The organism is Serratia sp. TSA_7, assembly GCF_052692135.1.
In genome coordinates, this window is the sequence record NZ_JBQZFU010000007.1 from 49,975 (window position 1) to 66,735 (window position 16,761).

At 55.9% G+C, this 16,761-nt stretch carries 21 protein-coding genes and 1 pseudogene; 13 read left to right on the forward strand and 9 right to left on the reverse strand.

Annotated features, from left to right (window positions below; all coding sequences use genetic code 11):
• Positions 1-43: 43 nt before the first annotated feature.
• Entirely contained in the window at positions 44-2,332 is a 2,289-nt protein-coding gene (locus ACUTQW_RS19525; protein WP_445654936.1) for an FdhF/YdeP family oxidoreductase, read from the forward strand.
• 63 nt (positions 2,333-2,395) lie between these two features.
• On the opposite strand, the gene ACUTQW_RS19530 is transcribed toward ACUTQW_RS19525, so the two are convergent.
• Positions 2,396-3,013, reverse strand: coding sequence for a LysE family translocator (locus ACUTQW_RS19530; RefSeq protein ID WP_122290197.1), 618 nt, complete (start codon positions 3,011-3,013; stop codon positions 2,396-2,398).
• Between the two features lie 208 nt (positions 3,014-3,221).
• On the opposite strand from ACUTQW_RS19530, the gene ACUTQW_RS19535 reads away from it, so the two are divergent.
• Together ACUTQW_RS19535 and ACUTQW_RS19540 are read left to right on the forward strand one after the other, a co-directional pair.
• Positions 3,222-3,677: an Lrp/AsnC family transcriptional regulator gene (locus ACUTQW_RS19535; RefSeq protein WP_004951866.1), complete on the forward strand. Its 456-nt coding sequence runs from the start codon at positions 3,222-3,224 to the stop codon at positions 3,675-3,677.
• A gap of 29 nt (positions 3,678-3,706) precedes the next feature.
• Complete coding sequence (locus ACUTQW_RS19540; RefSeq protein ID WP_004951869.1) at positions 3,707-3,913, forward strand: DUF2767 family protein; 207 nt, start codon at positions 3,707-3,709, stop codon at positions 3,911-3,913.
• A 95-nt stretch (positions 3,914-4,008) separates the two neighbouring features.
• Here the strand turns inward: ACUTQW_RS19540 and ACUTQW_RS19545 are convergent, their stop codons facing one another.
• Positions 4,009-5,217 (reverse strand): NAD(P)/FAD-dependent oxidoreductase, encoded by a 1,209-nt coding sequence (locus tag ACUTQW_RS19545; protein ID WP_006327191.1) that lies wholly within the window; start codon positions 5,215-5,217, stop codon positions 4,009-4,011.
• Positions 5,218-5,380: 163 nt separating this feature from the next.
• The gene (locus tag ACUTQW_RS19550; protein WP_004951873.1) at positions 5,381-5,920 is read right to left on the reverse strand and encodes an RrF2 family transcriptional regulator; all 540 of its coding nucleotides are present in this window, start codon (positions 5,918-5,920) and stop codon (positions 5,381-5,383) included.
• Positions 5,921-6,086: 166 nt separating this feature from the next.
• On the opposite strand from ACUTQW_RS19550, the gene ACUTQW_RS19555 reads away from it, so the two are divergent.
• The 5 genes from ACUTQW_RS19555 to ACUTQW_RS19575 all read left to right on the forward strand — a co-directional run bounded on the left by ACUTQW_RS19555 (position 6,087) and on the right by ACUTQW_RS19575 (position 9,131).
• Positions 6,087-6,275 (forward strand): hypothetical protein, encoded by a 189-nt coding sequence (locus ACUTQW_RS19555; protein WP_006327204.1) that lies wholly within the window; start codon positions 6,087-6,089, stop codon positions 6,273-6,275.
• Between the two features lie 29 nt (positions 6,276-6,304).
• Positions 6,305-7,774 carry a beta-barrel assembly-enhancing protease gene (locus tag ACUTQW_RS19560; RefSeq protein ID WP_004951876.1) on the forward strand — a complete coding sequence of 490 codons (1,470 nt, stop codon included), beginning with the start codon at positions 6,305-6,307 and terminating at the stop codon, positions 7,772-7,774.
• A 20-nt stretch (positions 7,775-7,794) separates the two neighbouring features.
• Positions 7,795-8,148, forward strand: a complete 354-nt coding sequence (arsC, locus tag ACUTQW_RS19565) for an arsenate reductase (glutaredoxin) (RefSeq protein ID WP_006327209.1) — start codon at positions 7,795-7,797, stop codon at positions 8,146-8,148.
• Positions 8,149-8,348: 200 nt separating this feature from the next.
• The gene (locus ACUTQW_RS19570) at positions 8,349-8,579 is read left to right on the forward strand and encodes a hypothetical protein (RefSeq protein ID WP_071919919.1); all 231 of its coding nucleotides are present in this window, start codon (positions 8,349-8,351) and stop codon (positions 8,577-8,579) included.
• 12 nt (positions 8,580-8,591) lie between these two features.
• A complete protein-coding gene (locus tag ACUTQW_RS19575; RefSeq protein ID WP_006327214.1) occupies positions 8,592-9,131 on the forward strand; it encodes a helix-turn-helix transcriptional regulator in 540 nt (179 codons plus the stop codon).
• 27 nt (positions 9,132-9,158) lie between these two features.
• Here the strand turns inward: ACUTQW_RS19575 and hda are convergent, their stop codons facing one another.
• Entirely contained in the window at positions 9,159-9,860 is a 702-nt protein-coding gene (gene hda, locus ACUTQW_RS19580) for a DnaA inactivator Hda (protein ID WP_013814077.1), read from the reverse strand.
• A gap of 229 nt (positions 9,861-10,089) precedes the next feature.
• Here hda and ACUTQW_RS19585 point away from each other — a divergent pair, with 229 nt between their 5' ends.
• On the forward strand, positions 10,090-10,605 hold the full coding sequence (locus tag ACUTQW_RS19585) for a hypothetical protein (protein WP_006327215.1): 516 nt from the start codon (positions 10,090-10,092) through the stop codon (positions 10,603-10,605).
• 38 nt (positions 10,606-10,643) lie between these two features.
• Complete coding sequence (locus tag ACUTQW_RS19590; protein ID WP_004951888.1) at positions 10,644-10,892, forward strand: GlsB/YeaQ/YmgE family stress response membrane protein; 249 nt, start codon at positions 10,644-10,646, stop codon at positions 10,890-10,892.
• A gap of 49 nt (positions 10,893-10,941) precedes the next feature.
• On the opposite strand, the gene uraA is transcribed toward ACUTQW_RS19590, so the two are convergent.
• Positions 10,942-12,231: a uracil permease gene (gene uraA, locus ACUTQW_RS19595; RefSeq protein WP_445654937.1), complete on the reverse strand. Its 1,290-nt coding sequence runs from the start codon at positions 12,229-12,231 to the stop codon at positions 10,942-10,944.
• A gap of 183 nt (positions 12,232-12,414) precedes the next feature.
• A complete protein-coding gene (gene upp / locus ACUTQW_RS19600) occupies positions 12,415-13,041 on the reverse strand; it encodes a uracil phosphoribosyltransferase (RefSeq protein ID WP_006327216.1) in 627 nt (208 codons plus the stop codon).
• Positions 13,042-13,296: 255 nt separating this feature from the next.
• On the opposite strand from upp, the gene purM reads away from it, so the two are divergent.
• The 3 genes from purM (at position 13,297) to speG (ending at position 15,638) form a co-directional block, all read left to right on the forward strand.
• Entirely contained in the window at positions 13,297-14,334 is a 1,038-nt protein-coding gene (gene purM, locus ACUTQW_RS19605) for a phosphoribosylformylglycinamidine cyclo-ligase (protein ID WP_006316901.1), read from the forward strand.
• Complete coding sequence (gene purN, locus ACUTQW_RS19610) at positions 14,334-14,972, forward strand: phosphoribosylglycinamide formyltransferase (RefSeq protein WP_013814081.1); 639 nt, start codon at positions 14,334-14,336, stop codon at positions 14,970-14,972. The genes purM and purN overlap by 1 nt, the downstream gene beginning before the upstream one ends.
• Positions 14,973-15,086: 114 nt before the next feature.
• On the forward strand, positions 15,087-15,638 hold the full coding sequence (gene speG / locus ACUTQW_RS19615; protein ID WP_004951898.1) for a spermidine N1-acetyltransferase: 552 nt from the start codon (positions 15,087-15,089) through the stop codon (positions 15,636-15,638).
• A 76-nt stretch (positions 15,639-15,714) separates the two neighbouring features.
• On the opposite strand, the gene ACUTQW_RS19620 is transcribed toward speG, so the two are convergent.
• The 3 genes and pseudogenes from ACUTQW_RS19620 to ACUTQW_RS19630 all read right to left on the reverse strand — a co-directional run bounded on the left by ACUTQW_RS19620 (position 15,715) and on the right by ACUTQW_RS19630 (position 16,755).
• Entirely contained in the window at positions 15,715-15,909 is a 195-nt protein-coding gene (locus ACUTQW_RS19620) for a DUF596 domain-containing protein (RefSeq protein ID WP_445654938.1), read from the reverse strand.
• A 195-nt stretch (positions 15,910-16,104) separates the two neighbouring features.
• A pseudogene (locus tag ACUTQW_RS19625) lies at positions 16,105-16,347 on the reverse strand (DUF637 domain-containing protein); the annotation flags it as partial.
• Positions 16,348-16,389: 42 nt separating this feature from the next.
• Positions 16,390-16,755 (reverse strand): DUF596 domain-containing protein, encoded by a 366-nt coding sequence (locus ACUTQW_RS19630; RefSeq protein ID WP_041417089.1) that lies wholly within the window; start codon positions 16,753-16,755, stop codon positions 16,390-16,392.
• Positions 16,756-16,761 lie beyond the last annotated feature (6 nt).

A 16,761-nucleotide genomic window follows, 5' to 3' on the forward strand; every position in this document is an offset into this window, starting at 1 on the left:
GTCTCAATAAGATATCGCCCACTCAGGGGCGGTAGGAGTTCATATGATGAAGAAGAAACGCGCCGTTCCCGGAATAAGGCCCTATGATGGGCCGGCAGGTGGCTGGGGTGCCTTGAAAGCGACGGCTATCGCCGTGAAAACGCAAATGGAAACCTTCGAAGCGCCGGCCACGCTGATGCGGACCAACCAACCGGACGGCTTCGACTGCCCCGGATGCGCCTGGCCTGACAAAGAGCACCACTCGACCTTCCAGTTCTGCGAAAACGGCGCCAAGGCGGTCACCTGGGAAGCCACCAGCAAGCGGGTAACGCCGGAGTTTCTGGCGGCCAACACCGTGACTTCCCTGCTGGAAAAAACGGATTTTGAGCTGGAGGGCTACGGCCGTCTGACGCACCCGCTGGTTTACGACAGCGCCAGCGATACGCTGCGCCCGGTCGAATGGGAGGATGCCTTCAAGCGCATCGGCGAAGTCTTGCGCGGCATGCAGTCGCCGGATCAGGTTGAGTTCTACACCTCCGGCCGCGCTTCCAATGAAGCCGCCTACCTGTTCCAACTGTTTGCCCGTGAATTCGGAACCAACAACTTCCCGGATTGCTCCAACATGTGTCACGAACCGACCAGCGTTGGCCTGCCGCAATCCATAGGTATCGGTAAGGGCACGGTGTCATTGGATGACTTCGACAATACCGAACTGGTGATTTCCATTGGCCATAACCCGGGCACCAATCACCCGCGCATGATGGGAACCCTGCACGAACTGGCGCGGCGCCAGATACCGATTATCGTCTTCAACCCGCTGCGTGAACGCGCGCTCGAGCGCTTTGCCGATCCGCAAAACGTTATCGAGATGGCGACCTACAGCTCCACCAATATCGCTTCAACCTACTATCAGGTTAAAGCCGGCGGCGACGCCGCCGCATTGAAAGGGATCGCCAAGGCGCTGTTGGAATATGACGCCGCTCAGGGCGCGGGCAGCAACGTTATCGATCGTGATTTCATTGCCGAACACACCCAGGGTTTCGAACAATTCGCCACGGATTTGGCCGCCACCCCGTGGAAAGACATTGAAGCGGAGAGCGGTCTGACTCAGGAAAATCTGGAGCAGGTAGCGCTGGCCTATGCGAAATCCAAAGCCACGATCATTACTTACGGCATGGGCATTACCCAGCACAACAAAGGAACGGCAAACGTACGTTTGATTGCCGATCTGCTGTTAATGCGCGGCAACATCGGCAAGCCCGGTGCAGGGATTTGCCCGCTGCGCGGCCATTCCAACGTTCAGGGCAACCGCACCGTCGGCATCACTGAAAAGCCTTCGCCAGAGTTCCTGGCCAATCTGGAAAACGTGTTCGGCTTTGTCGCCCCGAAAGAGCACGGGCATGATGCGGTAAAAGGCATGCAATCCATGGTGGAAGGCACCTCCAAAGCGCTGATCTGCCTTGGCGGTAACTTCGCCGTGGCCTTGCCGGACCCGGATCTGTGCTTCCCGGCGATGAAATCGCTGGATTTAAGCGTCCATCTCGGCACCAAGCTGAACCGCTCACACCTGCTGGTAGCCAAGGAAACCTACATCCTGCCTTGCCTGGGGCGTACCGAACTGGATATGCAGGACAGCGGTCGCCAGTCGATCACGGTGGAGGATTCCATGTCGATGGTGCACGCCTCTTCCGGCAAACTGAAACCGGCATCCCCGTTCCTGCTTTCAGAGCCGGCGATCGTCGCCGGTATGGCCAAGGCAACCCTGCAAGACAGTAAGGTGCCCTGGATGGAACTGGTGGCCGATTACAGCATCATTCGCGATCTGATTGAAAAAACCATTCCCGGTTTCGATAAATACAATGAGCGTATCGCACAACCCGGTGGGTTCCGCATGCCGCTGCCGCCAACCGAGCGCATATGGCCGACGCCAACCGGCAAAGCCATGTTCTCGGTGTTCAGCGGCGTAGAAGAAGACGCCGAGGTTCAGGGCGACGACGTGCTGCGGCTAATCACCCTGCGCAGCCATGACCAGTACAACACCACTATTTACGCAATGGATGACCGTTATAGAGGCGTATTTGGCCGTCGCGATGTTCTGTTCATACACGACATCGATCTCGAGAAGCGGGGCCTGGAACATGGTGATCTGGTGGATATCGAAACCGTGGTGGCCGGGCGCAAACTGCGGCTGGAAAATATCACGGTGATCTCCTACAACATCGCTCCAGGCTCCGTCGGGGCCTATTATCCTGAAGCGAACGTGCTGGTTCCGCTGGATTATATCGACAAGGAAAGCGGCACCCCGTCTTATAAATCGGTGCCGGTTCGCGTAACTCACGCCACGGCCAGCTAACGGCTTAATAGATCCGCCGTTAACGAGTCTGCATCGAAGGGGGGAAGTCACATTCCCCCCTTTTTATTTGAAGGCCTGCCCGGCGAGCAAACCAATGGCAATAAACAGCATGGCAGCGCCGGAAATGCGGCTGACGATACGGGCGGCTTGCGGACGTGTCTGCAACAGGGACTGCGACCCCCATCCCACCAGCAGATAAACCAGCCCGCAACTCACCAGATGCAACAGGCCCAACGCGAGGATCTGCATCGGAATCGACCAGGCGGCATTGGCATCGGTGAACTGCGGCAACAGCGCCAAAAACAACAGAAAAACCTTGGGGTTCAGGCCGCTGATGCATATCCCTTTACCGGCCCAACGCAGCCAGGAGCCGGACGGCTGCCCTTCACCCGCGTTGGGCGCGGAGGGATGAAGCAGCATGTTAAAACCGATCCACAACAGATAAGCCGCGCCAATCAGGGTCAACACCGTGAGGGCCAGCGGATTGCCCGCCACCAGCGCACCCACGCCGGCCGCCACGATCGCTATCGCCATCAGATGCCCCAACAGCAAGCCCGCCACCGCAGGCACCACCACCCGTCCGCGTATGCCTGCCGATATGATGTACGCCCAGTCCAGCCCCGGCGTAATGACAAACAGCATGGATACCGCCCAGAAGGCGGCGAAAATAGCCGGCGTCATATGCGCGACGCCTTTTGCGGCCACCGAAGCGCGGTGCGTAGGCTTATCCGTTTTATCATTTCACTTTCCTCCACAGGACACGGCTTTCCGGCTCCAAAAGCCAGGAATGTCTAAAATTGTTCAATTATTGAAAAGAATATCCCCAAGTTGTTAGAATGTGGTTTCAATTATTTGCGTATAAATTGCAGATTGAGGGAAATTATTCCAAATGGATAAGATCGACCGCAAAATCCTTGCTGAACTCCAGTTCGATGGGCGTCTTTCCGTTACCGAATTGGCTGACCGGATTGGGCTCAGCGTTTCCCCCTGCCATCGCCGGGTACGCGCTCTGGAGCAATCCGGGGTGATCAGGGGCTACCGCGCACATCTCGATCCCGGCTGCCTTGGCTTTAACTTTTCTGCATTGGTGTTTGTCACTATGCGGGAAGGGGATCGCCAGGCCGTTGAAGCCTTCGAGAATGCCATGCTGGACATTCCCCAGGTCATCCAGGCGCAGCGGCTGTTCGGCGACCCCGACTATCTGCTGCACGTCATCGCCCGCGATCTGCCGGCTTTTCAGCGGCTTTACGACGAACGGCTTTCCGCCCTGCCCGGCGTACAGCGCCTTACCTCCACGCTGGTCATGAAAAGCGTGGTGCAAGACCGGCCTTTTCTGCCGTTGTAGATTCAAATCAACCCCAAGAGGAAACAGTCATGAGCAGCGGTTTCGAGGATTCAAAAGCCTTATACATCGGCATCTGCACGGTGGTAGGCGATGCGTTCCTGGCATTGGCCAATGAGGAGCGTGAAACGCAAAAAGCGGACGTGATTAATGAGCTAAAAACGGCGATTACCCGCGAAGGCCGGGATATCGGCCTGGATGAAGCGCGCGAATTGGCGATCGAGTGGCTGGAGCGATAACGGTGCCTAGAATAAAAACCGGAATTGGGCCGCGTTCTTTTTTACCCTCGGGAAGCTGGCAATAAAACGGGAGCGTCTCCGCTCCCATATGCTGCTCAGGGCACAATCACAAAGTCCGGATTGGCAACGGCGAAAAGCGCATCGCGGTCCGGCGCCGGTGGGTAGATCCACTGCGTATTGATCTCCTGCTTAATCTTTTTGCCCTCCTGCCGGGTGAAGCGTACCTGGCGATCCCACCCTTCGGTGTAGAGCGCCCCCCAAGGGCCGAGATCAAGACAAGTGACATATTTCGGCTGGCTGTAAGGGTGTACCGGCAGCCCCGTCAGTTCTGCCGCCGCGTTATGGCCGGCAACGCGGCCGAGGCTCATGGCGTGCTGGCAGGACATCAGGTTGTAGTTGCCGCAATCGTCGGTCGCTGCTTTCACCGTATCCCCGGTCACAAAGACGCCCGCCGCCGCCGGTGCACGCAGGAACGCATCGCCGATCACCCTCCCGCTGCCGTCGCGTTCGCCGGGGATCTGCTCGGTGAGCGGACTCGCCCGCATGCCCGCAGCCAGTATCACCGTGTTGGTCGCGATGCGTTCGCCGTTCGACAACGTAACGCTGTCCGCATCCATCGCCGTGACGCGCACCCCGGCCCGCGACTCGACGCCGCATTCGGCCAACGCCTGCTGGATCACCGCGGCGGATTCGGCGCCCATTCCGGCTCCGACCTCTGGCGCGGTATCAACAATCACCACGCGAATATCCGCTTGGCTGCCCAAAATGTCGCGTAGCCGCATTGGCATCTCGGCGGCACTTTCCAACCCGGTCAGCCCGCCGCCGACCACCACCACGCTATTGCGCGCCGAGGTTTCCGCTTTATCGGTCAGCGCTTTTAAATGGCTATCCAGGCGCTGCGCGTTTTCCAGCGTATCCACGTTGAAACCGTATTCTGCAAACCCCGGCACCGCAGGAACGAACAACCGGCTGCCGGTCGCCAGTACCAAGCGGTCATAACCCAGGGAGATTTTTTGCCCGTCGGCCTGTCGAACCGTCAACGATTGACTCGCGGTATCAACCTGCTCCACCAGACCCGCCAGATGATGCACGCCGACGGCGGCAAGCTGGGAGGAAATGTCCGGGTTCATGTTTTCCAGCACCGCCTCATAGAGACGTGGCCGTATGGTGACATTTGGCGTCGGCGATACCATCGTCACCTCAATCTCCCCGATTTTACCGGCAAGCGCGATGGCGCGCATGGCGGAAACGGCAGCCCAAAACCCGGCAAAACCCGAACCGGCGATCACTATTTTCTGCGTCATTGGTTTACTCCTTCAAAGATAGATAATCGGGCCTTCAGGCTGCCCGTGACGTTTTCCGGACGAACGGCGCCGCTCCGCCGCCCGTCAACAGGGCGCAGAAGGGCCCCCGCCTCTTCCGGAGAGGCGGGAAAAAGAGTCTTTTCAGGGAAGTACTGCGGCGACGTTAGGGCTTGGTGCGCGCCGGTTTGCCGCTGCGGGTGGTGCGCCCGGTCATGCGTTCATCGATCCAGATATTCACCTCGCTGAAGAAGCCTTGCGGTGCCTTGCGGCCAAAACGGGTGGCAACGGCACCCAGAGTCTGCGCCGCCAGAGCGTCGCGCATGGCTTTTTCCGCCTGCAGCATCACCGCGTGGATCGCGCATTTGCCGGAAACCGCCCAGTCGGGCGGCGAATTGTCGAATACGGCGCAACGGCCACGCACTTCCTGGCAGTCGAACAAGGGTTTGTGCCCTTCAATGGCGTCGATGATTTCCAGGAAACTGATTTCATCCGCCGGGCGCGCCAACCGATAGCCGCCGCGCACCCCTTCGCTGGCCGCAACTATCCCCGCCTTTTCGAGCTTGGGAAAAATTTTGGCGAGGAAGCTGGGGGAAACGCCCTGCAATTCCGCCAGCTCACGGCTGCTTAGGGCGCGCTGGTTATCGCCGACCAGCCAGAGCAAACAGTGGATACCATATTCAACGCTGGTTGTGATGTACGCCATTTTTGAGTCTTCAGTATGATGTGGCCTTCAATAACACAGACTATATGAGTCTCCGTTTGTCTTGTCAATAAAACGCGGATAAACTTAATCCTCGTTTTATCGTGCAGCCTGGATCAATCGAAAAGGGAGCGGCGGGCAGAACGAGATAAAAGCGGGGGGTTCAGAAATGAAAAATAAAACTTTTTTGCCCGGTTATTCCCTGACGGAAGTTTCATTGTCGCCAGCGGCTGACTATGATGTGATCTGTTTAAACGGCGCCGCAGTGCGCCGTTTTGTGAGCCACCGCACTTTCGCGCTGATTGTTTTGGCGAGCCCGGCACGGAAGAAGAACTCTTATGTGATGCTGACGTCTTAGAGATGACTATTTAAGGGAAAGGCCTGACTATGACCACCCGGTTGACCAAAACAGCGATTGCAGTACTGTTGCTCGGCGCGATCAACGCCACGGCGATGGCGCCGGCCAAGGCGGAAACCCAGGATCAACTGCCGGACATGGGCACCTCTGCGGGCGGCACCCTGAGCATCGGCCAGGAGCTGGCGATGGGGGATTTCTATGTGCGCCAGTTACGCGCCAGCGCGCCCCTGATCAACGATCCGCTGCTAACTCAATACATCAACCAGTTGGGCAACCGGCTGGTGGCGAGCGCCTATTCGGTGCGTACGCCGTTCCATTTCTATCTGGTGCGCAACGACGAAATCAACGCCTTCGCCTTTTTTGGCGGCAACGTGGTGCTGCACTCCGCCCTGTTCCGTGAAACCGACAACGAAAGCCAACTGGCCTCGGTGCTGGCGCATGAAATCTCGCACGTTACCCAACGCCATCTGGCGCGGGCGATGGAAGACCAGCAGCGCAATGCCCCGCTGACCTGGGTAGGCGCTCTCGGTTCGATCCTGCTGGCGATGGCCAACCCGACCATGGGCATGGCGGCGCTGAGCGGCACGCTGGCCGGCACCCAGCAGGGCATGATCAGCTTTACCCAATCGAATGAGCAGGAAGCAGACCGTATCGGCATTCAGGTGCTGCAACGCGCCGGGTTCGATCCGGAAGCGATGCCCAACTTCTTGCAGAAACTGTCCGACCAATCGCGCTATGCCTCCAAGCCGCCGGAAATGCTGCTGACACACCCCTTGCCCGACAGCCGCCTGTCCGATGCGCGCAACCGCGCCAACCAAATGCCCAAGCACCTGGTGCAGTCCACACAGGATTACCTGATGGCCAAGGTGCGTTCTCTGGGCATGTACAGTACCGAAGGCTACAGCCTGAATGAAGAGCTGCTCGACGCCTACAGCAAAGGCAACGTACGCGAGCAGGTGGCCGCCAAATACGGCCGCGCCATCCTGTTCTATGAAGCGAAAAAATACGACGACGCCCGTAACATCCTGCTGCCGCTGCTGACGCAAGATCCGAAAAACGTCTGGCTGCTCGATCTGATGACCGACATCGATCTCGGTCAGAAACGCGCGCCGCAGGCCATTGCGCGGCTACAGGCCGCCAACGCCGCACAGAGCAACAACCCGGTGCTGCAGCTCAATCTGGCCAACGCCTACGTGGAAGGCAACCAGCCGGCGCAGGCGTCAAAAATACTTAACCGCTACACCTTCGCCCACCCGGACGATCCCAACGCCTGGGATCTGCTGGCCCAGGCCAGTGCCGCACAGGGGCTGCGCGATGAAGAGCTGTCCGCCCGCGCCGAAAGCCTGGCGCTAACCGGCCGCCTCGATCAGGCGATCGGCCTGCTCAGCAACGCCAGTTCGCTGCAAAAACTCGGCAGCCTGAAACAGGCGCGTTATGATGCGCGCATCGACCAGCTGCGCCAGTTGCAAGAGCGTTTCCGCCAGTACCAGCGCGGCTGATTTTCATAAGGATGAATTAAATGAAAAACGTCACTATTTACCACAACCCGCGCTGTTCCAAGAGCCGCGAGACCCTGGCGCTGCTGGAACAGCATGGCGTAACGCCTGAAGTGGTGCTGTATCTGGAAACGCCGCCGTCGGCAGACGAGCTGAAGAAACTGCTGAAGGAATTGGGTTTCAGTTCCGCACGCGAGTTGATGCGTAAAAAAGAGGATCTGTACAAAGAACTGAAGCTGGCGGATGAAACCCTGAGCGAAGCGCAATTGCTGGCGGCAATGGTGGAGCATCCGAAGCTGATCGAGCGCCCTATCGTGGTCAAAGGCAGCAAAGCCCGTATCGGCCGGCCGCCGGAGCAGGTGCTGGAGATATTGTAAACGCCGCTCCGGTAGCCCCCATTGACCAAGATTATGATCATAGCCCTTACCTGGGCTATTTTTAATTGATTGTTATATAAATACTTTTCATCATCCCTTTTGGTTCTTCCTGCTATTCTCCCGGCGTGCAGTTTTAACTCACAAACGGCGTTGACAACCGTCAACGGTTAAAATATCCTCAACATAGCTTTAGGTGGCCGATGAAAAACCACCCTAATAAACATATTCAGGCCGCGTTATCCTATGCCATCTCGCAAGGTTGGTTTTTTCGCTCCAGCAATGGGCACGCGTTTGGCCGCCTACAATGTTCTCTTCCGGAGCATCGAGAACACATGATGAGCATCTGGTCCACGCCAAAAAACCCTGAACAGCACGCCATGCAAATACGGCGCAAGGTAGATCAATGTCTTGCTCAATCAGGAAAAAAGTAACAGGGGGCCCCTATGGCGCTTTACCATTTCTCACTGACGCTGACCGGCGTCACCTCAGATACCGCCAATCTGGAGGATGCATTGTATGCCAGCGGGTGTGATGACGGCTTAATCTGTTTCTATGGCAAGACCGTTTACCTGGAGTTCGATCGTGAAAGCGACAGCTTCGCCAAGGCTATTTTCAGCGCCATCGAAGATATCGAATCCGCCGGTATTGCCGCTCAGGTAGTGTCCGTCGATTCCTCTCTGGTGGGCTTAAGCGATATTGCCGAGCTCACCGACATGTCGCGGCAAGCCATCGCTATGCTGAAAGACGGCACACGCGGTTCCGGTGATTTCCCCTCCCCGATCCAAAGAATCAAAGGTTCGTCGCCCTTATGGCGTTGGGCTAGCGTAGCAACCTGGCTGGCGAGCAAAGGTAAAATTGGCCAGGAACTGGCAGATAATGCGCGCTGTCTGGAGAACATCAATCTGGCGTTGCAACTGAGAGCCAGCAAGGAACGCGATCAGATTGATCGCTATTTTTCCTTACTGGAACACGCGGAAGAATAACGGCGGTAGGTCATTGTAGGGCTACGGCTACAGCCCCAGAATTTCTTTGACGAATGGGATAGTCAGCTTGCGCTGAGCGGTGATAGAGGCGCGATCGAGCTGATCCAGCGTCGTAAACAACGTGCGCATTTCACGATCCAACCGTTTCAACAGGAAACGGCCTACATCTTCCGGCAGTTCAAACCCACGCAGTTTACCGCGCAGTTGCAAAGCCTGCAGTTTCTCTTCATCCGACAGCGGTTGCAGCTTGTAGATTTGCCCCCAGTCGAGGCGCGAAGCCAGGTCAGGCAGATGGAGGTTCAATTGGCGCGGCGGGCGATCGCCGGTAATAAACAGGCGCGTGCGGCCGGTTTCCAGAATGCGGTTGTAGAGATTAAAGATCGCCATTTCCCACTCTTCGTCGCCTGCGATGCATTCGATATTGTCGATGCACACCAGGGCCAACTGCTCCATGCCATCCAGCACTTCAGGCACGAAATAGGCGCGCTTATCCAGCGGGACATAGCCTACCGCTTCACCGCGCTGTGAAAGCTCCGCACAGGCCGCATGCAACAGGTGACTGCGCCCACCGCCCTCGCGAGACCAGAAATAGATATAACTGCCATGTTCCTGACGAACGGCGGACTGGATCGCGCTCAATAGGGATGGGTTCTCGCCCGGATAAAAACTGGCAAAAGTTTCATCATCGGGAAGATAAAGTGGCAGTGACAGCTGTGCCGGCGTATTCAGGGAAGCACCTCAACCAAAACTGGCAGGAAAACGCGGTAAGTCTATCACAAAAAGCGGGCTCTGTTGAACCGGCAGGATTTTATGCCGCAATAGTGAGCAACGGGCCCCACTGACGGCAAACCAACGCATTGCCATTGCGGGTGAAATTTGTATTTTATCCAAGGATTATCCTAGTATAGAAAGGCGAAATGCAGTCACCATAAACAAGGTTTCTACAAGGACATAGACAATGAAAGTATGGAATAAAGTGCTTTTGGCCTCAATCATTGGGCTGTTGGTTGCCGGCTGTGATGATTCATCCAAAGTCGACGCCAATCTTGAGAAAGCCAAAGACAGCGCAGAGCAGATGAAAGACGCCGCACAGAAAAAAGCGGACGATCTGACCGATAAAGCGGAAGCTACCGCCAAGGACATCAAAAAAGAGGCGTCCACTCAGGCTGACCAGCTTAAAGACAAGGCTTCAGCCATTAAAGACGACGCGTCCAAGCAGGCGGAAGCGATCACCAACGATGCCAAGGCCAAAGCCGACGCCATCAAGAATGACGCCACCCAACAAAGCCAACAGTTGGTCGAGCAGGCTAAATCCATTAAAAACGATGCCATCAGTGGCGCCAAGGATCTGACCGAAGAAGCCAAAGCGAAAACCGAAGCCATTAAAAACAGCGCTGAGAACAAAGCGGAAGAATTAAAAAATGATGCCAACGCTGTAGGGACAGAAAACACCCCGCCGGCCAAGCAGCAGTAATAGAAATCGAGTCTCAAAAGCAAAGTAAGGAGCAGTAAATGGGTATTATTTCCTGGATTATCTTCGGCCTCATCGCCGGTATTTTAGCCAAGTGGATCATGCCAGGCAAAGACGGTGGCGGTTTTATTCTGACTATCGTGTTGGGTATTGTCGGCGCCGTGGTCGGTGGCTATATCAGCACCTTCTTTGGTTATGGCAAAGTTGACGGTTTCAATTTCGGCAGCTTCGTGGTGGCGGTGATCGGCGCTATCGTGGTGCTGTTCGTTTACCGTAAAATCCGCAGTTAACGGATTGCGCATTAACGAAACGGGCAGCCCTTTGGCTGCCCATTTTTATTTATTTCCGTTGTGCCGATTCATCCGCTGCGTCGATCACCTCTTCTTCCTTGCGGTACAGGCTGATGACCTTGAACAGCAGGCTGAGGCCGATACCGACGATAGTCGCCAGCGCCATGCCCTTCAACTCCGCCGCGCCGATATGCACCTTGGCGCCGCTAACGCCGATAATCAGGATCACCGAAGTCAGGATCAGGTTCTGCGCCTTGTTGTAATCCACTTTGGATTCAATCAGCACGCGAATGCCGGAAGCCCCGATCACCCCATACAGCAGCAGTGAAACGCCGCCCATCACCGGTACGGGCACCGCCTGAATGGCCGCCGCCAGCTTGCCGACGCAGGAAAGCAGAATCGCCAGAATGGCCGCGCCGCCGATCACCCAGGTACTGTAAACCTTGGTGATGGCCATCACGCCGATATTCTCGCCGTAGGTGGTGTTCGGCGTTGAGCCGAAGAAACCGGAGATGACCGTCGAGATGCCGTTGGCAAACATCGAGCGATGCAGGCCCGGATCGCGGAGCAGGTCTTTCTTCACGATATTTGCGGTCACGACCAGGTGCCCAACATGTTCGGCGATCACCACCAGCGCCGCCGGCAAGATGGTGAAGATGGCGAACCATTCAAAACGCGGGGTGTAGAAGGTCGGCAGCGCAAACCAGTGCGCCTCGCGGATTGGCGTCAAATCCACCACGCCCATAAAGAACGCCAGCCCATACCCCACCAGCACGCCAATCAGGATCGGGATTATCGCCAGAAAACCGCGGAACAGCACAGAACCCAGGATGGTCACGCCCAATGTCACCAGTGATATGGTCACGGTAGTGGTATCCGCATTGGTGCCGTCGGCCGGCAGCAGGCCCGCCATGTTGGCCGCCACGCCCGCCAGTTCCAGGCCGATAACGGCAACAATCGCCCCCATCGCCGCCGGCGGGAATATCACATCCAGCCAGCCGGTACCGGCTTTTTTGACGATCAGCGCCACCAGGCAAAACAGCACGCCGCACATGATGAAACCGCCCAGCGCCACCTCATAACCCAGCGGCAACAGCAGCAGTACCGGTGAGATAAACGCAAAGCTGGAACCGAGATAGGCCGGGATCTTGCCCTTGCAGATAAACAGATACAGCAGCGTGCCGACGCCGTTGAACAGCAGCACCGTCGCCGGGTTGATCTTGAACAGGATGGGCACCAGCACGGTTGCGCCAAACATGGCGAAAAGATGCTGGAAGCTGAGCGGAATGGTCTGCAATAGCGGCGGGCGTTCGCTGACGCCAATGGCGCGACGGGTCATGGGGGCCTCTGAGTCGTTATCGGTTGTATAAGCTTCGTGATATATGCTCAATGGATTTCAAGTTACAGCCAGGCAGCAAGGGGAATAAGCCTCAGGAACTTATCCATGCCCGTAGCCAGCGACGCTGTCGCTTGAAAGACGAAGAGCATAAAAAAGCCGACTCATTAAAGTCGGCTAAATTTGTTACTTGGTACCAAATATCTTGTCGCCGGCATCACCCAGGCCCGGCACGATGTACCCTTTCTCGTTCAGACATTGGTCGATGGAGGCGGTGTACAATTCGACGTCCGGATGCGCTTTCTCCAGCGCGGCGATCCCTTCCGGCGCCGCAACCAGCACCAGCACCTTGATGCTGTTGCAGCCGGCTTTCTTCAGCAGATCGATAGTGGCGATCATCGAACCGCCGGTAGCCAGCATCGGGTCAACAACCAGCGCCAAACGCTCTTCGATATTGGACACCAGCTTCTGGAAATACGGCACCGGCTCCAGGGTTTCTTCGTCACGGTAAACGCCAACCACGCTGATACGCGCGCTCGGGACGTGCTCCAGCACCCCTTCCATCATGCCCAGACCTGCACGCAGGATCGGCACAACGGTAATTTTTTTCCCTTTAATCTGGTCTATTTCAACCGGCCCACACCAGCCTTCGATGGTGACTTTTTCCGTCTCCAGATCGGCGGTCGCTTCATAGGTCAGCAAACTACCCACTTCAGAAGCCAGCTCACGGAAGCGTTTGGTGCTGATGTCATGTTCACGCATCAGACCAAGCTTGTGTTTCACCAGCGGGTGTTTCACCTCAACGATCTTCATCATTTTTCTCCTATTAAGGTGGTTGACGGCCAAAAAAATCGCGGGATTATAACTCCTTTTACCGGCCGCGCCACCCACAATAGCCCGATCGGGATCAACTAAAGTTCGAATAACAGTATAGATGACGAAAAAACGGAGCTGGTTCACAAGCCACTCGCAAACGTTTGCCTGCGCTGTTAGAATTGCCGCGCCTTATTCCGGTATCAACGCCGGATGCACCGTATTCAAACCGCAAACCGTCGTGGGGATCGCGCAGTGACCGACAAAACCTCTCTCAGCTATAAAGACGCAGGTGTCGATATCGATGCTGGCAATGCATTGGTAGACCGCATCAAAGGTGTAGTTAAACAGACCCGCCGCCCGGAAGTGATGGGTGGTCTGGGCGGTTTTGGCGCCCTGTGTGCGTTGCCGCAGAAATACCGCGAGCCGATCCTGGTTTCCGGTACCGACGGCGTAGGCACCAAGCTGCGTCTGGCGATGGACCTGAAACGCCACGACACCATCGGCATCGATCTGGTCGCAATGTGTGTGAACGACCTGGTGGTACAGGGCGCTGAGCCGCTGTTCTTCCTGGATTACTTCGCCACCGGCAAACTGGACGTGGACACCGCGGCCAGCGTCATCACCGGTATCGCCGAAGGCTGCAAGCAGTCCGGCTGTGCGCTGGTGGGTGGTGAAACCGCCGAAATGCCGGGTATGTACCACGGCGAAGATTACGATGTGGCCGGCTTTTGCGTCGGCGTGGTCGAGAAATCCGAAATCATCGACGGCAGCAAAGTGCAGTCCGGTGACGCACTGATCGCACTGGGCGCTTCCGGCCCGCACTCCAACGGCTACTCGCTGGTGCGCAAAATCCTGGAAGTCAGCAATACCGATCCAACCACCACCGACCTGGAAGGTAAACCGCTGGCTGACCATCTGCTGGAGCCGACCAAGATTTACGTAAAATCGGTACTGGAACTGATCGAGAAAATCGACGTGCACGCCATCGCTCACCTGACCGGCGGCGGCTTCTGGGAAAATATCCCGCGCGTGCTGCCGGAAGGCATGCAGGCGGTGATCGACGAATCAAGCTGGCAGTGGCCGGCGGTATTCAGCTGGCTGCAGCAGGCCGGTAACGTCAGCCGCCACGAAATGTACCGCACCTTTAACTGTGGCGTGGGCATGGTAATCGCACTGCCGGAAGAATCCGTTGAACAAGCCATCGCATTGTTGACCGCAGCCGGTGAAAAAGCGTGGAAGATCGGTAAACTGACCGCATCTTCTGACGAACAACAAGTGGTCATCAACTGATGAAAAAGATCGTGGTGTTGGTCTCCGGCCAGGGGAGCAATCTCCAGGCACTGATTGACGCCTGCCAGCAGGGCCGGATTGCCGCCGATATTGTGGCGGTGTTCAGCAACAAGGCGCAGGCTTACGGCCTGCAACGCGCAGAAGCGGCAGGCATTGCCGCCCATGCGCTGGATGCCAAGGCCTTTGCCGACCGCGCAGCGTTTGACGCTGCGCTGGCAGACGCCATCGACCGGTATCAGCCGGATCTGGTGGTGCTGGCCGGCTATATGCGCATTCTCAGCCCGCAGTTCGTGCAGCGCTATGCAGGCCGCATGCTGAATATCCACCCTTCCCTGCTGCCGAAATACCCTGGGCTGCATACTCACCGCCAGGCCATCGACAACGGTGACAGCGAACACGGCACCTCGGTGCACTTCGTGACCGAACAGCTCGACGGCGGCCCGGTGATCCTGCAAGCCAAGGTACCGATTTTCCCCGGCGACGAGGAAGACGAGGTGGTTGAACGGGTGCAAACCCAGGAACACACCATTTACCCGCTGGTGGTGAACTGGTTTGCCGAAGGCCGCCTGGCGATGCGTGATAACGCCGCCTGGCTGGACGGCGAACGCCTGCCGGAACAAGGGCACGCAGCGGACTGATCGCTGTACTCTGAACACCGTCTAAACGGCGCCTTTCACGGCGTCGTTTTTTTTCGCCGCAATCAAGCCCCTGACGTTATACTTTGCACAATTTCACGACATAGAGGAACACACATGTCCAGCACTACCAGCGTCAGGCTACGTCCATTGGAACGGGATGATCTGGCGTTCGTCCATCAGATGGACAACAACGCCAGCGTGATGCGCTATTGGTTTGAAGAACCTTACGAAGCCTTTGTCGAGCTTTCCGATCTCTACGACAAACACATCCACGATCAGAGCGAACGGCGTTTTATCATCGCCCACGAAGGCGCCAAGGTCGGGCTGGTGGAACTGGTGGAGATCGACCACATCCACCGCCGCGCAGAATTCCAGATCATCATAGATCCGGCCCATCAGGGCAAAGGCTACGCCAGCACCGCCGCCAAGTTGGCGATGGATTACGGCTTCTCGGTGCTGAACCTGTACAAGCTGTATCTGATCGTCGACAAAGAAAACCCGAAGGCGATCCACATCTACAGCAAGCTGGGCTTCGAAGTGGAAGGCGAACTGATTGACGAATTCTTCGTTAACGGCGAATACCGCACCGTGCTGCGCATGTGCATCTTCCAGCCGCAGTATCTGGCGAAGTTCAAAACGCCTGGCGATAAGCCGCTGGTTAAATAAAAGTGAAAAACCCGCGAATGCGGGTTTTTATAGCGTACTTGATGGCCCTTACGGGTTGTTAATATGACAAAGCAAATCAAGTCCAGTCTTGATATCCATCATCATAGATCCAGACAGCCCCCCCTGGGCATTCTCCAAATGTGAACCACAGTCCGTAATACATTTCTTGCTCACAGGAAGGCATGGCTTTTCTATACATATCGATCTGTTTATCAATAGAGCCGTCCAAGAGTCTATCGTGTTTGCCCAGCTTAATTTTACCATCTTGCATGAGACGCTGAAGTAACTCTAAAAAATATCCTTTTTTTTCATCATACGATATTTTTTTCCATTAAAGTTTTCAGGTATCATCGCAGACCATATTGTTCCAACGGATGAGCCATCCAACTCTTGACTGAACAACTCGTATTCTTCATCGCTATATAGCATGGGTGACCTCATCGAAATTTAATTTCTGTTCTTCACTTCCCAATACCTCGCCATTATCGCCAATCAACTTCGCCCCTTCGGCATTAATCTGGCTGCCGATATTGGCCAGCAGGGCATTGGTCAGATTGTCCTTAAAGCTGCCGCCATTAATGGCGGTATTCAAGCTGGAACTGATGACCGATTGCCCCGCCACCCGCTGCGCCACCTTGCTCCAATCGCCATTGCTCAGTTGCGGCAACTTGACGTTGTGCGGGTTGAGCGGTTTCTGTGTCGTTGTTTTGAATAAATTAAACGGCTCCGAAGAGCCGTCTCTGCAAAGTTGTTAGGTCCAGTCTAAGTATCCGTTTTCATGGATCCAGACTATCCCGCCAGGGCATTTCTCGGTCAGGAACCAAAAGCCATCAAAAGCACCAGCATCCATATCTTCTTGGCTATGAGGAAATTTTTTTTCAAATAAATTCATTTGTTCCTCTATAGTTCCAGACAGGAACTCCCCATAATTAGCTAACTTTACTTTACCATCTTGCATTAAGCGCCGAAGGAACCATAGAAAAATTGCTTTCTCTTCATCAAAGCTTAAATTAACCTCCCCTGATACACTATCAGGGTGAATGTTCTTCCAAAGATTCCCAATTGACAAACCTTCGAGAAGATCTTTTCTCTCTTCATACTGTTTCTCTGTCAACATATTCTC

What these genes read in the sequence shown, in the direction of transcription:
- ACUTQW_RS19525 (WP_445654936.1), top strand. Translation starts at nt 44, where the DNA reads ATGATGAAGAAGAAACGCGCCGTTCCCGGAATAAGGCCCTATGATGGG.
- ACUTQW_RS19530 (WP_122290197.1), bottom strand. Translation starts at nt 3,013, where the DNA reads ATGACGCCGGCTATTTTCGCCGCCTTCTGGGCGGTATCCATGCTGTTT.
- ACUTQW_RS19535 (WP_004951866.1), top strand. Translation starts at nt 3,222, where the DNA reads ATGGATAAGATCGACCGCAAAATCCTTGCTGAACTCCAGTTCGATGGG.
- ACUTQW_RS19540 (WP_004951869.1), top strand. Translation starts at nt 3,707, where the DNA reads ATGAGCAGCGGTTTCGAGGATTCAAAAGCCTTATACATCGGCATCTGC.
- ACUTQW_RS19545 (WP_006327191.1), bottom strand. Translation starts at nt 5,217, where the DNA reads ATGACGCAGAAAATAGTGATCGCCGGTTCGGGTTTTGCCGGGTTTTGG.
- ACUTQW_RS19550 (WP_004951873.1), bottom strand. Translation starts at nt 5,920, where the DNA reads ATGGCGTACATCACAACCAGCGTTGAATATGGTATCCACTGTTTGCTC.
- ACUTQW_RS19555 (WP_006327204.1), top strand. Translation starts at nt 6,087, where the DNA reads ATGAAAAATAAAACTTTTTTGCCCGGTTATTCCCTGACGGAAGTTTCA.
- ACUTQW_RS19560 (WP_004951876.1), top strand. Translation starts at nt 6,305, where the DNA reads ATGACCACCCGGTTGACCAAAACAGCGATTGCAGTACTGTTGCTCGGC.
- arsC (WP_006327209.1), top strand. Translation starts at nt 7,795, where the DNA reads ATGAAAAACGTCACTATTTACCACAACCCGCGCTGTTCCAAGAGCCGC.
- ACUTQW_RS19570 (WP_071919919.1), top strand. Translation starts at nt 8,349, where the DNA reads ATGAAAAACCACCCTAATAAACATATTCAGGCCGCGTTATCCTATGCC.
- ACUTQW_RS19575 (WP_006327214.1), top strand. Translation starts at nt 8,592, where the DNA reads ATGGCGCTTTACCATTTCTCACTGACGCTGACCGGCGTCACCTCAGAT.
- ACUTQW_RS19585 (WP_006327215.1), top strand. Translation starts at nt 10,090, where the DNA reads ATGAAAGTATGGAATAAAGTGCTTTTGGCCTCAATCATTGGGCTGTTG.
- ACUTQW_RS19590 (WP_004951888.1), top strand. Translation starts at nt 10,644, where the DNA reads ATGGGTATTATTTCCTGGATTATCTTCGGCCTCATCGCCGGTATTTTA.
- uraA (WP_445654937.1), bottom strand. Translation starts at nt 12,231, where the DNA reads ATGACCCGTCGCGCCATTGGCGTCAGCGAACGCCCGCCGCTATTGCAG.
- upp (WP_006327216.1), bottom strand. Translation starts at nt 13,041, where the DNA reads ATGAAGATCGTTGAGGTGAAACACCCGCTGGTGAAACACAAGCTTGGT.
- purN (WP_013814081.1), top strand. Translation starts at nt 14,334, where the DNA reads ATGAAAAAGATCGTGGTGTTGGTCTCCGGCCAGGGGAGCAATCTCCAG.
- speG (WP_004951898.1), top strand. Translation starts at nt 15,087, where the DNA reads ATGTCCAGCACTACCAGCGTCAGGCTACGTCCATTGGAACGGGATGAT.
- ACUTQW_RS19620 (WP_445654938.1), bottom strand. Translation starts at nt 15,909, where the DNA reads ATGCAAGATGGTAAAATTAAGCTGGGCAAACACGATAGACTCTTGGAC.
- ACUTQW_RS19630 (WP_041417089.1), bottom strand. Translation starts at nt 16,755, where the DNA reads ATGTTGACAGAGAAACAGTATGAAGAGAGAAAAGATCTTCTCGAAGGT.